Genomic DNA, 14282 nt, shown 5'->3' with positions numbered 1-14282 from the left:
GTAGAGCTGCATTTTTTATGGCTATACGGTAAAAATTTCGCCATTTTGCAGAGAACAGATGCGAAAACACTGAATTGTGAGGAGTCAGGTTCTTATCAATGTTGAGAGTATTACCGGAAGTAACCGTTTATACCGGGCCGATGGGTGCTGGGAAAACGACGCGGCTCTATGGCAAGATGGGTGAACTTACTCACCTCGGTATTCCTTATGAAGCATATAGACCGGGAGTGGATGTTCGAGACGTGGTTATCGCTCCTCGTGGCTATGTCATGAGTGCAAATGCGGCGCTCACTCCAAATTGTACCACGGTCGAATCGCTTGCTGATATTCCGGTTAAGGAGCTTGTGCCGCGCGGCATCAAGACGCTTTTTCTGGAAGAGTGGTTCATGTTTGGCTTTGATCAGCAACGGCGGCCAATACCAGGTCTCTATCGTGAAATCATGGGATGGTGGGCTTCGGCTGGTATTGAGCGAGTGTATGCGGCAGGACTTGATCAAGGTGCAAGCGGCAATCAGTTTGGCCTGGTGGTAGATGCCCGCAGATATGGCGCAAAAGTGGTCGTGTGTACGGCCAAGTGTGCTTATCCAGTCAATGGTGAACGTGATCCAAAATGCGGGCGTGTCGCCCGCAATAGTCAAATCTATGATGTTCGTGACAACAGAGCATTTGATATGGAGACCTTACCGGATCTTCTGCCCGAAGGGTTGCGTCCGCATGATCGCTATCGTGCGGTGTGTACGCAACACCTGCTATTGCCCCCAGAACAGACAAAGCCATTTGACCCCGTTCTATGAAACTTACCCACATATGGACTGACCTTGACCCTTCAAAGCGGGGCAAGATCACCCTGACACTGGCAAAAATGAAAGAGCCGCTGGCTCTTGTATGGTCACGTCCCTTGCCTGAAGGAGTTACCCCATCCAGTGTCACCGTCAGTAAAGACGCCAGTAACCGCTATTTCGTCAGTTTGCTGGTAGAAGAGAGTATCGCGCACCTGACCTCCTGTGGAACCGCTATGGGTGCCGGTCTGGGCTTGAAGTCGTTCGTGGTGCTCTCTGATGGAGAAATCGTTGGCAATCCCAAATTCTTCCATAAGGACGAAAAAAACTGGCAAAGGCGCAACGCCGACACGCGAAAAAGAAAAAAGGGTCCAAGAATCGGGACAAAGCGCGCCACAAAGTTGCCAGAATACACGCCCGGATTGTTGATCGACGTTCAGACTTCCTCCACAAGCTTTCTACACGACTGATCCGTGAAAATCAAACGATCTGTGTAGAGAGCCTTCAGGTCAAGAACATGGTCAAGAATCGTTCTCTCAGCAAAGCGATCTCGGATGTGGAGTGGAGTCAATTTGTGTCCCTGCTGGAATACAAAGCAGACTGGTACGGTCGAAATCTGGTCAAAATTGACAAATGGTACCCATCCAGTAAACGCTGCTTCGACTGTGGATATATCTTCGACTCCCTCACCCTTGAAGTACGCCACTGGACGTGTCCAGAATGTGGCGTTCATCATGACCGAGATCGCAATGCAGCAAAGAATATCAGGTCCGTGGGGCTCACGGTCCTCAATGCCTGTGGAGAGTCCGTAAGACCGGGGGCGGTGAAAACCAACTCCGGCAAGACTCAGCGAAGCAGGAAACCCAAGAAGTGATTCTTGGAATCCCCCGCCTTTTAAGCCTGACACTTACACAGAAATTGTGACGTGCTGCAAAGGAAAGGCCAGAACAAGCAAAGGAAGAAGACATATGGAACAAGCACCCTTGCAGCATGCCGACACATGGGCGGTTGAGACCTTTGGAGCAGCAGAATTGGGAGATCCGCGTCGTACTGATCGTTTGATTAAGATTGCTCATGCCCTGGCAGAGAGGCCATCGGCCTCATTGCCTCGCGCTTTAGAGACCTGGGGGGAAACGCAGGGGGGATATCGTTTCCTGAGCAACCCTGCATTCGGGTACGAAGATCTCTTGCTCCCTCACTGGAGTCAAACGTACGACGCGGCGACCCAGTGCGCTCGTACGCTCCTGTTGGCTGACATCACCGAGTTTGATTTCACCAGGCATAACGCACTCAAAGGTCGGGGACCGGTGGGCAACAGTCGTGAGAATATCGGTTTCAGTTTGCACACCGTGCTTGCGATGGACCCACAAACCCAGGCGATCTTAGGATGCATGATGCTCTCACCTTTCATTCGTCAGCTTGCCCCTCTGGGGGAAACAAAGGCGGAGCGCAAAAAGCGGGAGCGAGAATCGCAGGTCTGGGAAGAGAGTATCCAACAGATCGGACGGGTTCCTGAGCGCCACCAATGGATCTACGTAAGCGACAGCAATAGCGATGTCTACACGTTTTGGCAGACGTGCGAGGATCTTGGGTATGACTTCGTGTTGCGAGTGGCTCAGGATCGCAATGTCGAGATTGCTCAAGAAGATGGACAAGCTGAGCTTGACGAAGGGCATCTCAAGTCCCTGGCTCGTGCCCTTCCTCGCGTGGATGCTCATCTGGTGAACATTCCTGCCCAGCATGCTCAGCCCAGACGAGAAGCCCTCTTACAGATCAATTTTCAGCAGGTACGTGTCCAGCCTCCTCTGCACGGAGCCTGGTTACGCAAAACGGAGATTGTCGCCTGGATCGTGCGGGTCTGGGAATCCCAGCCACCTGAAGGACAAGAGCCGTTGGAATGGATCTTGTTGACCACGCTGCCAATCACCTGCCCAAGCGAAGCGTGGGAGGTGGTACGATGGTATGGCTGGCGCTGGTTGCTGGAGGATTTTCACAAGGCCCTCAAAACTGGCTGCCGAATGGAACACCACAACCTCCAAAGCATCGAGGCCCAATGGAAATTGCTTGCACTGCTGACTCCCATTGCCTTGCGTTTGTTGATCATTCGGCAAACGGCACAGCAGGCGGGGGAAAGTCCAGCGACTGACGTGGTTTCGCAGAATGCTATCCAGGTCATTATCTTGTTGGATAAACGCCATCGCAGTATCACTACGGTCCAAGAATTGTGGCACGCTATTGCGCGCCTGGGAGGCTACCTCGACCGCAAAAGCGATGGTCCACCTGGATGGCAGACGTTATGGAAAGGATGGATGCGGGTCATGGACGTCTTAGACGGCGTTCATCTCGCCACGCTTCTCCATCCTTCATGATTTCTGTGTAAGTGTCAGCCTTTTAAGCGGGGGAGGATGTCAATGTAGTGGCCAGAGCTGTGGGCAAATTACAGGATCAGAATAATCAGGGTGTCCATTCACCTGACGGCAGAGCAAATCATTATTGTGGCGTGCCAAGGTCCCATTGCTATAACGATACGCTTGATAATGATTGCTCGCATCCTGTAGATGAACAGCTATTGAACGGCGCGGTTGAGAAGTCAGATTTGGGCCACTACCATGGATAGTTAAACAGGAATGGAAACTTACTTCACCTTTTTTCAGAACAACAGGGACCTTCACAACAGGCTTATCACCTGTATTAAACTTTTTCTCCAGCCCTTCCAGGTCATTGCTGAAGAAGTCCAGGCCCTCTGTGTTGTCTGACCAATCCTGGCTCTGATCAATCATCGTAATGGTTCCCATGCGCTCATTACAATCATGAAAAGGTATCCAGGCCGTTAACATTTGCTCAGAAGAGCAAGTCTTCCAGTACCCACGATCGGTATGCCAGCCTACATTAACAGGCTTATTTGGATCACTACTCGGTTTATACAGGAGTTGATCGTGCCAGAGTCGAATAGGTGCACCACAAAGACGAGCAGCAATCGCCCCCAGAATAGGCTTGCGTACAAGAGCGGCCAACTCTCGATTCTGCAAGGAAGCATAATCATTTTTGGCTCTTCCGCACTTTGCGTGCTAAGTTATGCGGATTTCAAAACCTTTTGACGTAAGAGCGGGAAACCGCTTCGCCCATACATCGAACGCTTAATATACTTGAGTTTATTGATCTTTCCCTCGACTGGTCCATTACTGTAAGAGAGGGTTAGGGCAGCATGAAGAGCTGAACCTTCCTTTTCCAACCCCTGAGCAAAGTTCACCAACTCGGTGACTTCGCTGATCTGGCAGTCTCGAAGCCAAGTGGAGAGCAGTTCTGCCTTTCGTTCTTTAACCATACTCACAAACCGTTGAGCTAAACCATAGACGAGATTGGTGTTCTTTTCCTGGCAGATGAGCGAGAGCGTCTCTTGCTCTTGCTTCTCCAAGTGAGAAGGATCGCGCAGAAAGGACCAGGAAAGATGACGCGGGGCCATGCTTTTCGCCGTTGCACCTTTCTCGTGTTGGCTTTGGTTGAGAGCCTCTTCATCCGCCTCTCTTTGCAGTTGAACCCAGCGATAAACCAGCATATATCCTCCCGAAAAGCCTGGCTCGGCTTGAAGGTGTTGCCAAAGTTTTCGTGGCGAACGACATCCCTGATTCCAGAGTTGCTTGAGAACCCCACGATAAGGATCAATGGCACTCCTGGTCTGTTGTGCACGGCTCCATTCTGGAAAACTCCTGGCCGCGATAAATTTGCGCACTCTTGGCTTGCCGATCTGGAGCCGCTTGGCGATCCCTGAAATTGTTCCTCCTTGCTGACGTAGCGCCTTGACTTGGTTGTAGAGGGTGAGGCGCCGTTGCCGTGATCCCTCTCGACGAGTCAGTTCGCTGCTGGTGCGTTTTTGTCGCAGCTGTTTTGTCGCTTGCGCTTGTTGTTGCATTTGCGTGCGATGGAGGAAGCGTTCCACCGCTTCTCGAAGGTTTTTGACTACATGCCAACGATCAATGACTTGTTGTGCAGATGGAGCGCCGTCAGTGGCTCCGCGTTGATAGTCTTTGGAACGATCTCGGCTAATGATTTCCACACCCGGATGCTGCCTCAACCACTCGGCGAAGGTCTCCGCACTGCGGTCTTCGAGCAAGTCGACTGGCTGGTGCGTCTCTAAATTGATGAGGATAGTTCCGTAGGTATGCCCTCGCCGAAAAGCGAAATCGTCCACGCCCAGAATGCGGGGAGTTGGTGGCACCGAGGTCTTCTTTCTGGCTCGTCTGAGAAGCGTGTCGGCACTCACTGGCATGGCCAGCTGATTGGCAAGCCGTGAACCTGCTTGTCCGCTCAGGACTACCGCAATACTCTCCAGAATAGCTCCTAAGCGGCTTGTTTGCCGTGCTGAGACCGGGACCTGAGGCAAACGCTCTGCAAATGTTTGCTGGGAACACTGCGGATTCGGGCAGCGAAAACGGCGCACCTGTAGCATGAGCTGGACTGATCGACCACTGATCGGCAAATCCTGGGGTGAACGGGTGTAGTAACTATGAACATGAGTTGAAGGTTGAGAACAGGACGGGCAAGCTGATGTTGATGTGAGTGCACGAGCTGTAATCGTCAGCAGATTTTCTCTGCTCGCAATATGCTGGATCTCAAAGCCAGCGAATGAAAAGGGAAGCATTTGTCAGAAGAAGCCCCTCGCAGATGATTTGTCGGGAAAAAACATTTCCCCTATCATTTTCTACGAAGATAGGTTGCAAACTCAGCACGCAAAGTGCGGAAGAGCCTCATTTTTGCGTAAGATATTGCCATGCTCAGGACGCCAACCACTCACTTCTCTGGGCAAAGCAAAATCGCGCTCTCCTCGATAATAACGCTCACTTCCAGCGACACAAGCATCCAATTCCTCATTGGTAAAAATTTTCTTAGATTTATAGTAGCCGTGTGTTTGATAGAAAGCTACATCTTCATCGGTCGGCAACAGTTCCATTTCATCTGCTTTAATTGCATCGCAGATCCTCCAGCAGCGAACCTCACCTAAAAAATCATGAACTTGTGCTGTTCTAAGCATAGCCAAAAAAAGAGGGAGAGTCTTTATCTATGAGAGGCATATTTTTAAACATTTATCTCTTTCACTTGCAAAATCGTCTCCGATATTCCTGTGGGGACACGCCCATGTGGCGCTTAAAAAAGATGCTAAAGGTATGAATGGAGGAGAAAGACAGGCGCTCCGCAATCACCGAGATAGGATCATTGGTCTCAATTAAGCAGAGCCGCGCTCTCTCAAGGCAAAGCGAACGCATATATTGTCCCAGCGGAACTCCCATTGAACGTTTAAATTCCCGCATCAGATGTGAACGACTGGTATGAACCAATAATGCGAGCTCATCTATTGTGTGCAAATTTCCGCTGTCAGCATGCACATAATCAAGAGCTTGCCGTAAGATCAGGCTCAGCATTGTAGAACGATGCTGCGATGGATCTTCAACAATTCGCGTAGCACAGCCATACATCCGAATCAAAGAGACGAGCAGGCGAAGGAAAAGACTCTGTACCATTTCTAAGGCATGAGATTGCTTGTTTTGCAATTCACTAAACATCCCATGAAAAGTAGCTCTCGCGGTACCATCCTGGTCGGCTATCACACGACTCATACCAAGTTGATATTGACACTCCCCGGTCTAAAGACGCGGGGATTCTTCCTTCATCCATCGAACTTGCTCACGGATATTGCTACCAGCAAGTAGAGGCCCAATGTCCAGAAGCGTTTCATGCACTCAACGGCGCATCCGTTCCCGTATGCCCTACGGTACGGTCCTGTTCACGTTGTTCTCGTTCTGCCAACGCTTTTGCCAGAATATTACGAGCGGCATTCTCATCGCGGTCTATGAGCAGTCCGCACTTGGGACAGACGTGGGTACGCACGCTCAAGCTTTTCTTGACGAGCGTGCCACAGCCGCTACAGTTCTGGCTGGTGAAATGTGGTGCGACCTTGATCACGGGGATGGTGTGCAACGCCCCATAGTATTGCACCCAGGCCAAGAAGCGGCCCCAAGATGCATCATTGATCGACTTAGCCAGGTGGTGATTGCGCACGAGATTCGCTATCTTCAAGTCTTCAAAGGCAATGAGATCGTGAGATGTCACAAGCGCGTTCGCCTCTTTGCGAGCGAAATCTTCGCGCTGCCTCTGGACTTTCAGGTGTGCTTTTGCCAACGTCTTTCTGGCCTTCAAACGGTTCTTGCCGCCCTTGGTTGTCTTGGAGAGACGGCGCTGCAACCGCTTGAGACGTTTCTCGGCTTTGCGATAGTGGCGGGGATTTTCCACAGTAGTGCCATTGGCATCGGTGTAGTAGGCTTTGAGTCCCACGTCAATGCCGGTGATCGCTCCTGTCATCTCATGTTCGACGACCCGATCTATCTGCATGGCAAACTGACAGAAGTAGCCGTCTGCACGCCGAATGAGGCGAACCCGCTTGATCTGTTTGACTGGAAAGGTTTCAATGGCTCGCGTGCCCACCAGACGCAAGCATCCAATCCCACAGCCATCGGTGAAGGTGATGTGTCTGCCGTCTGCGTTCAATTTCCACCCAGAGGTTTTGTATTCCACTGAACGATTGTCATGCTGAAAACGGGGGTAGCCTTTCTTCCCTGATTTCTTCTGTTTGCAGTTGTCATAGAAGCGGGAAATCGCAGACCACGCCCGATCCGCTGCGGCTTGCCGTGCCATCGAATTGAGCTTGCTGGCAAAAGGAAATTCCTGAGCAAGGGGGGAACACGAGGCTTGCAAATCATTGCGACCGACACCACGGCCGTCCATCCACTGCCGGATACACGTGTTACGGATGAATTGCGTGATCCTGATTGCATCTTCAATGGCAGCGTATTGTGCCTTTGTGCCATCAAGTTTGTATTCGTAGATGAGCATAGCCTCGTGTCCTCCCTTCCTGCTAGGACCTTGATTGGCGGGCAATATAGGCGTCAATAATCTCCTGACTCACATGCCCAGCAGTTGAATAGAATGTCGAACGGGTCCACAATGACGGCATCCGTCTCAGGTGCTCAAATTGCTTGCGCAGATGGTTGGATGAGCGACCTTTGATGATCCGTGCCACATCGGTGGGCGTAGTATAAGGGTTGGTCTGAATGAAGAGATGGACGTGATCGGGTTGAATCGCCAGCCGGACAATGTGCCACTGGTTTTCCTCTACCACGTGTTCAATCTCCTCTTTTAACCGATCATGCACCGGACCTACCAACACCTTGCGTCGTCGTTTCGGGCAAAAAATGATGTGGTACAATATGTGGTGGACCGCATGTTGTTCATGGATATACGCATCGCTCATGTAGACTAGTATAGTTGACACGACATGCTCTGTCAACATGCCACTGCGCACCAGCCCCAAACAAGGAACGGCGATTCATCCCCCGCATGAATGACTCTGTTGGGAAATTTTGTGCAGACATCGGAACATCACAGTCAAGCCACCTCCCTGAGACGAGCAAAGGGCGTAGTTTGGCGCTCGGGACGCGAAAGTGTCCCTTGCATTTGTGCTTGAAGATGCGCGATGATGCGTACCACATTGATCCCAGCCGCAATCTGTACATGGTGCAGATGCGTCTTTCGCTCCCCGCGATAAGGACTCCGTCGCATTCTGGTCCGACGCGCTGCTTGTGAAATGGTTCCTTCAACACCAGCACGCAGGGCGTATTCCTCTTGGAAAGCAGATGTGTCTTGCTCTTTTCGACGCTGCTCTAATGCCTCATAGGCTTCTTGAGGCAGAAGTTTGAGAATACGCCCCTTGGCCCCGGTTGTGCAGTGTTCTCGTGCCATGCACGCCTGACAGCATTGGGGAGGAAGACGAACCTCAATCTTGTCTGTGCCGTGTCGGTCACGAAACGAAGCCCATCGCTGGCTCAGATGGCCTTGAGGACAACGGACCCGTTGCTGGTGCCAATCCACTTCAAAGTCGTACAGCCCATACCCCTCTCCAGCTTGCGCTTGCCAACTGGTTGACTCCTGGAGCGGACCCATCATCTCGGTTCCTTGTTTGGCTTGCTCGACAAGAGAGGTGGCACTGGTGTAGCCTTGCTCCACGAACAGGGCCGAAGGGGCCACCTCGCGTTCACGCAGGTCCTGCAGGATCGGTTCCACTGCCATGCTATCAGGAGTCGTCGCCGGGACCGTGTGAACCTGGACAATCAGATGGGGCATGTGCGGATCTTGATCACAGGTCTCTGTCAGATGGATCTTGTACCCTAACCAGATGAGTTCTCGTTTGCGAGCCGAGCGTGCTTGTTCATCGTAGGGCGAAACGATCCGGTCCTCGTTCGTGACCGCAGGCCCATCACGCCATCGCACTCCAGTCTGGCTACGCTCGTAATGCTGATCAAAGACCTGTCGGAGACGGATGACAGAGGGCAATTGGCCCAGAGCTGCGGGCGTTTCTTGCCGTTGGAGACCATCGAAAAGCCGTGCCACATCCTCTCCTACCTGTTTGCGTAGGGCCTGTTGTTTGCTCTCCTGCTTGGGAAAGCGTGTCATCTCAAAACGGTGAACAGAACGATCGAACCAGTCGGGGGCCATATGCAAAAGCAACCACTCCGGGTTCTGCTTCGCCAGGTCATTGAGCGCGGCCCGCATACTCTCACCAACACTTTCCAGGCTGTTGAGCGTTCGCACCGCAGCGAGTACTGCGCTTGAATCCGTCCGTTGTTTGCCGCCGGCTTTGAGCCAGCCCCGTTGCCGGCTGACTGTCAAGATGGGTTCGAGCACCAGAGACTCGGCATGGGCGTCGATGAGCCGTTGGCGAAAATCGCATAAAATGGTAAAATCGAACCCTTCGTCGTCTAAAGGTAAACTACAGGGTAGGCCGCTGGCGAGTTCCTCCGCAAAGAGCGGAGCACTTTTCCATCGGCCCCCCACCGAACCGGACGGGAACCTTTCGATTCATCCGGCTCTCTGGTAATGTTCATTCGAGGCGATGAGATGTCAGCGGTTTCCCGGCATGAATAGCTTTGTGGCAGGATTGGCAGACAACCAGTGTTTTTCGATGACGTGCCGCCATCGTTTTGACCCACGCTGGCTTTTCAGGCCGACCATAGCGTTCAAGATCCTTCAGAGCTCGGATATGGTGGACTTCGATCTGCGTATGCGAGTCACAGAGTTCACATGTCTCCGCAAGCAGTCGTTGAACGATTTCCGTTCGCCCATTCCAATAAAGGTAGGGATCATCATTGAGAACCGCCTCCATACGGCGTTGCAGAGGAATACCACCCCATTGGGCAATGAGGGGGTCTTTCCCTTCCCGCTGGATGACCGTTTGCAGTCCTTTGTAGACTTTCCCATCGGTCATCAGGGTGGCTCGGAAGCGTTCGTAGACTTGATGCACTGAGATTTTGAGTTTGGCTGCCAGTGTTTTGACCAGGGATTGCTCCATGATCCACTTCAGCTTGTTTAATCCATAGACATTGTGAGCCAGGCGGTAATACTCCACGACGCCCCGATACACCCCCTGGTAATGCACGATGATCGAAAAGACCGAGTCATTGAGCATCTCCGTGCGATGGATTGGCTTGTTATGGGTCATGTACCGCTGGCATTTGGCTTGGATTACTGCCGCAGGAAGAGAGAGTTCTATCTTCCCGTTGAGCACACGTCGCTTGTAGTACGCTTGCTCATGCGCATCGTTGCGCTGAAAGGTCGAGATTTCATACCCAAGGAATTTCGCCTTTTCCGTGCGCATATGGGTAATAAGCGTTTTGGTTTCTGAGAGGTCCAGTTTGAGAGACTCACGCAGGAACATTCCCAGTTGGCGTTTGATTTCCTTGGCATCTTCCTTTGGCCCGATGATTCCCAGGCAAAAGTCGTCTGCATAGCGACAATACCGGAGCCGTCGGTAATCGGGATCGTAGGGATCGATCGAAGGAAGAGAGCGCCGCTGTTGTTCCAGGCTTTTCGTTTCTTCTTGCTTTCCCTGCTGCCGCTTTCGACGGATGGTACTGCTGAGGCGAGTGTAGATGGGGTTGGCCTTGCGGCGTTCTCCCCTGGTGTATGCTGGGATGAGCGTGTCTTCGACAAAGGTATCCAGATGGCTGAGCACGATATTGGAAAGTATTGGACCAAGAATTGAGCCTTGCGGTGCACCGCTTAATGTGCGGTTCCATTTCCAGTTTTCTAGATATCCTGCTTTCAGCAAACTGCGGATGAGTTGAAGAAAGCGACCATCATGAATATATTTTGCCAGGGTATCGAGCAACAAGTCGTGCGACAAGTTGTCGAAGCAGGCAGCAATATCTCCCTCAATGGTCCAGGTTACTCCAGCCCAATGGTCGTAAATGTCCTTGAGAGCCGTATGGCAACCTCGTCCGGGCCGAAAACCGTGGGAGTGTTCAGAAAAAGTTGGTTCGAAGTATGCCTCAAGTATGAGGCGAATAACTTCTTGTAACAGCTTATCTGACCACGTTGGAAGACCCAGAGCGCGCGTCTTCGTGCTGTTCCGCTTTGGAATGACAACCCGTCGCACCGGTTTCCATTGATACCGTTCCTGACGTAATGCGTTGATGATCGCATCAATTTTCGCCAGGGACATGCTATCAACGGTTTCCGTTGTGACCCCCTGGGTCATGGCTCCTTTGTTCCGATAGATTTTGCCGTAAGCAATCAGGTACCATTCACGATTGAACAATTGTCGATACACGCGGGTCAATGGTAATCGCTTTTTCCCACGTTCTCGAACGAGTTCCAAGTAAACCCTGGCCTCCTGCATTACGCATACCTCGTTTCGTGTTGGAACTCCACATTTCCTGTCTTCCTTCCCCCTGTGGCTGGCTTTCCCAACCGCCCTGGTGGGTCGTGACTCCCACGAGTAGTATGAAGACTCTGTGACCCTAAGCCTCGCAGCTCGTAGGCCATCCCGTGGTACGTCATGGTGATACGTCCGAGCGTGACGTAGGCACGCAATTCATCCCCTTTGCCAACTTCATTAGCTGGTCCCCAATATGAAGAAGGGTGCAGTAATCGCCCTAAGTAATTACTGCATCATATGGCATCGGTAATAGACGCTATGACCGATGGGTGAAATATGACACCACATGGAGATTTGCATTTGAGCAGTGTAGCTCTTGCCATATCACGCGAGCCTTGCAGAACAGCACCCTAAGCGTCTTCGAATGTTTTCTGCGTTTCCAACATGCTCTTGTCCCCTTTCCTTTTCAGGTCCAGGTAAGTTGGATGACTCAAGAATCTCCCTTCTCATTCTTCCTGGCTGCACCAGGGATATCACCATGCGCCACACGGCGCAACAAGGCGTATTTCCAATCAATGCGCGCCCGCACTGCTTCTGCAGCTTGACGATCGGTGAGGCGCTCAATGGCTTGTAACACTGTCACCACGGCCAAACGCCAGGGAGTTTCTGCATTCCGTCCACGCTTGGGGAACAGATGAGCAAAGGTCGCATCTGTATAGATGCTTGCCAGTTCGTCTCGTAAGACCATCGCGAGCGTCCCTTTGGGGAATGCTCGATGGGCGATCCGGCTCGTTGTTTCTGGAACCTCATCTAGCCGTCTCGGTTTCATGGACATGAGCATGCTCCTTTGCTTCTCGTCTTTCACTCCATTCCTGTCAAGGAGGGATTTTTTCTCACCTTACCATCTTTGCTCTTCCTTGACGAGTTGTCTGAACAAAATTTCCCAACAGAGTCATGAATGACGAAGGCTTTCTCGCTCGCTTTGTGTAAACTCCACCAACCTACATTGGCTGAGCTCCACCTGAGAAGCTCATCATAGTCAATAGCTGGACTTTTGAACTGGCATCCAGGCTGCTAATAGAGTAGAAGCTTCAAGGCCTATAGCAGCCAGAGCGTTAACGGCAAAAAAAATGGTGATATGTCAGTGTATTTATTCTAACTTTTCTACAGTAAACATGGCAAGATAGCGCAAATGGCATTTTACAAATAGAAAGGTCTTCGCTTTCGCTTCCTTGCCCGCTTGCAATAGTGCATAGATCTTTCGCACCAGTGGGGTTGCGTCACGAATCTCCATGGTCCACTCATTGACATACTGTTCAATAATCTGGCGGCTCAGACCAACTTGAATGCTGTTGATAGGAAGACTTTTGCCCCGAAGCGTGCGTTCGGGATCCCATTGCACATGGACCCGTGCCTGCTCAAATTGCGTGGCCCACTCATCATAACTGCGGTAGACCGATGGATCATACGTGGTCAATACAGCCTGAGAGAGCGCCTCCTCCCATCCCTGCCGTGTCATGCGAATGGCCAGAATCATTTCCTGGCCAGATTTGCGTCCCCAGTTGCTGCGCTCCATGAGCCATAAAAAAGAGGGCTTGATCCAGGTCATGCGCTGCATCGAAAACGGGGGCACAAAGCGATTGTGCTGTATCGCCGGCAAAGCGATGGCCTTCGCATAGGCCTGGTAGAGCGTGATCGACTTGCTATCATACTCAGCACGAATTTCATTGGTATGTATTTCCACATTACTCAGTCTACTCTTAATGCCTCCATCCAACGTTATTATAACCTCATGTGAACCAATTCTAGCCTACTCATAGGGGCTCTCATAGGCAGAAAGAAGACAAAGACACGCTCGCTCAACGGCTTATTGATAGCTTACAGTATCCTCTCCCGGATCGTTTCCTCTAAATAAAATCTTATATAATCATGTATTGCAAGCTAGTTCCGAAGTCTTCTTTGTTGTAGGCGAGGAAGATTATTCCTGTCAAGTCGCAAAGATTTTATGAATACGCTCTGTTCTATGATCGCGCTTCCTTCTTTCTTTTGCTCTATTGACGAATAAATGCACAAAGGATACAATTGAACGATGTATTGATACTATGGCAAGGACGACCATATGACTATTTTTGATGCCTGCAAAAGTTGTATTCGCGACGACATGACCTCCCTTCCCCGTTCTCCCATCGGAACACTATGCAAAACCATACCGATAGACATGAAAACTTCTGTCTGTCGAGAAAAGAAACATCTTTTATATTTACATACTTAAATAGCAACCCAATAGAATGTTTACGGGTTCCATATCATACTACTACTGAGAAGTAGCAACGGGAAATGGAAAAGCAACGATGACGAGTTTTCTTGAGACTGGTGCCATTGTCCTGACGATTGCAGACCTGATCGCGATAATCGGTGCGTGTATCTTTGGTGCTCTAGCCCTGCTCCATCACTTCAACCACGATGGAAGCAATGCAACGTTCCACCATACTGAATTAGCAAAGCTCTGTGCGCTCTTATCCTGCGCACTCTCTCTGGCCGTGATGCTGTGCTGGGGGTATTACGTCTCATCGTACATTCACGACTCTTTGCAATCATGCCACTCGCTCTTTAACTGCCCATCGCCATCTCAGCCAATAAACTATAAGAACAACGTTGCCCGACGGTAAACGTTGTTACAGACCTCATCCATAGAAACATAGTAACTATTCAGAAGGATCATGTAGAGGATGCAAATGATGCAAGACTCTTGCGTTCTTGCGCTTGATAAAGCAGCAATTGCTGCCCTGCTAGTGCCG

13 protein-coding genes and 1 pseudogene are annotated in these 14282 nt (G+C 51.0%); 4 read left to right on the top strand and 10 right to left on the bottom strand.

Annotated features, from left to right (window positions below; all coding sequences use genetic code 11):
* Positions 1-98 precede the first annotated feature (98 nt).
* From KTT_RS32110 to KTT_RS32100, 3 genes are all read left to right on the top strand, one after another.
* Entirely contained in the window at positions 99-794 is a 696-nt protein-coding gene (locus KTT_RS32110; RefSeq protein ID WP_126601737.1) for a hypothetical protein, read from the top strand.
* 313 nt (positions 795-1107) lie between these two features.
* Positions 1108-1653 carry an RNA-guided endonuclease TnpB family protein gene (locus KTT_RS32105; protein WP_235845984.1) on the top strand — a complete coding sequence of 182 codons (546 nt, stop codon included), beginning with the start codon at positions 1108-1110 and terminating at the stop codon, positions 1651-1653.
* 94 nt (positions 1654-1747) lie between these two features.
* A complete protein-coding gene (locus KTT_RS32100) occupies positions 1748-3148 on the top strand; it encodes an IS4 family transposase (RefSeq protein WP_126601736.1) in 1401 nt (466 codons plus the stop codon).
* A 39-nt stretch (positions 3149-3187) separates the two neighbouring features.
* Here the strand turns inward: KTT_RS32100 and KTT_RS32095 are convergent, their stop codons facing one another.
* From KTT_RS32095 to KTT_RS32050, 10 genes and pseudogenes are all read right to left on the bottom strand, one after another.
* Positions 3188-3808, bottom strand: a complete 621-nt coding sequence (locus KTT_RS32095; protein WP_126601735.1) for a phytanoyl-CoA dioxygenase family protein — start codon at positions 3806-3808, stop codon at positions 3188-3190.
* Positions 3809-3852: 44 nt separating this feature from the next.
* On the bottom strand, positions 3853-5418 hold the full coding sequence (locus KTT_RS32090; protein ID WP_126601734.1) for an ISL3 family transposase: 1566 nt from the start codon (positions 5416-5418) through the stop codon (positions 3853-3855).
* A gap of 81 nt (positions 5419-5499) precedes the next feature.
* Positions 5500-5814, bottom strand: coding sequence for a phytanoyl-CoA dioxygenase family protein (locus KTT_RS32085; RefSeq protein WP_126601733.1), 315 nt, complete (start codon positions 5812-5814; stop codon positions 5500-5502).
* Between the two features lie 55 nt (positions 5815-5869).
* Positions 5870-6337, bottom strand: a complete 468-nt coding sequence (locus tag KTT_RS32080; protein WP_160146286.1) for a helix-turn-helix domain-containing protein — start codon at positions 6335-6337, stop codon at positions 5870-5872.
* Positions 6338-6506: 169 nt separating this feature from the next.
* The gene (locus KTT_RS32075; protein ID WP_126601731.1) at positions 6507-7664 is read right to left on the bottom strand and encodes an RNA-guided endonuclease InsQ/TnpB family protein; all 1158 of its coding nucleotides are present in this window, start codon (positions 7662-7664) and stop codon (positions 6507-6509) included.
* Between the two features lie 22 nt (positions 7665-7686).
* Positions 7687-8082 (bottom strand): IS200/IS605 family transposase, encoded by a 396-nt coding sequence (tnpA, locus tag KTT_RS32070; protein WP_126603303.1) that lies wholly within the window; start codon positions 8080-8082, stop codon positions 7687-7689.
* Between the two features lie 134 nt (positions 8083-8216).
* On the bottom strand, positions 8217-9662 hold the full coding sequence (locus KTT_RS32065; RefSeq protein ID WP_126601730.1) for a transposase: 1446 nt from the start codon (positions 9660-9662) through the stop codon (positions 8217-8219).
* Positions 9663-9708: 46 nt separating this feature from the next.
* Positions 9709-11505 carry a reverse transcriptase/maturase family protein gene (locus tag KTT_RS32060; protein ID WP_126601729.1) on the bottom strand — a complete coding sequence of 599 codons (1797 nt, stop codon included), beginning with the start codon at positions 11503-11505 and terminating at the stop codon, positions 9709-9711.
* 535 nt (positions 11506-12040) lie between these two features.
* Positions 12041-12319, bottom strand: a pseudogene (locus KTT_RS32055) (transposase); the annotation flags it as partial.
* Positions 12320-12634: 315 nt separating this feature from the next.
* Complete coding sequence (locus tag KTT_RS32050; RefSeq protein WP_218031058.1) at positions 12635-13228, bottom strand: DUF4291 domain-containing protein; 594 nt, start codon at positions 13226-13228, stop codon at positions 12635-12637.
* 607 nt (positions 13229-13835) lie between these two features.
* On the opposite strand from KTT_RS32050, the gene KTT_RS32045 reads away from it, so the two are divergent.
* Positions 13836-14153, top strand: coding sequence for a hypothetical protein (locus tag KTT_RS32045; protein WP_126601727.1), 318 nt, complete (start codon positions 13836-13838; stop codon positions 14151-14153).
* Positions 14154-14282: the final 129 nt, after the last annotated feature.

The sequence above is a fragment of the Dictyobacter aurantiacus genome (assembly GCF_003967515.1).
In the GTDB taxonomy this organism is placed as follows: domain Bacteria; phylum Chloroflexota; class Ktedonobacteria; order Ktedonobacterales; family Ktedonobacteraceae; genus Dictyobacter; species Dictyobacter aurantiacus.
The sequence above is the reverse complement of the archived record's forward strand: the minus strand, read 5'-3'. Positions and strand labels throughout refer to the sequence as shown.

What these genes read in the sequence shown, in the direction of transcription:
- KTT_RS32110 (WP_126601737.1), top strand. Translation starts at nt 99, where the DNA reads ATGTTGAGAGTATTACCGGAAGTAACCGTTTATACCGGGCCGATGGGT.
- KTT_RS32075 (WP_126601731.1), bottom strand. Translation starts at nt 7,664, where the DNA reads ATGCTCATCTACGAATACAAACTTGATGGCACAAAGGCACAATACGCT.
- KTT_RS32090 (WP_126601734.1), bottom strand. Translation starts at nt 5,418, where the DNA reads ATGCTTCCCTTTTCATTCGCTGGCTTTGAGATCCAGCATATTGCGAGC.
- KTT_RS32045 (WP_126601727.1), top strand. Translation starts at nt 13,836, where the DNA reads ATGACGAGTTTTCTTGAGACTGGTGCCATTGTCCTGACGATTGCAGAC.
- KTT_RS32060 (WP_126601729.1), bottom strand. Translation starts at nt 11,505, where the DNA reads ATGCAGGAGGCCAGGGTTTACTTGGAACTCGTTCGAGAACGTGGGAAA.
- KTT_RS32080 (WP_160146286.1), bottom strand. Translation starts at nt 6,337, where the DNA reads ATGTTTAGTGAATTGCAAAACAAGCAATCTCATGCCTTAGAAATGGTA.
- tnpA (WP_126603303.1), bottom strand. Translation starts at nt 8,082, where the DNA reads ATGAGCGATGCGTATATCCATGAACAACATGCGGTCCACCACATATTG.
- KTT_RS32100 (WP_126601736.1), top strand. Translation starts at nt 1,748, where the DNA reads ATGGAACAAGCACCCTTGCAGCATGCCGACACATGGGCGGTTGAGACC.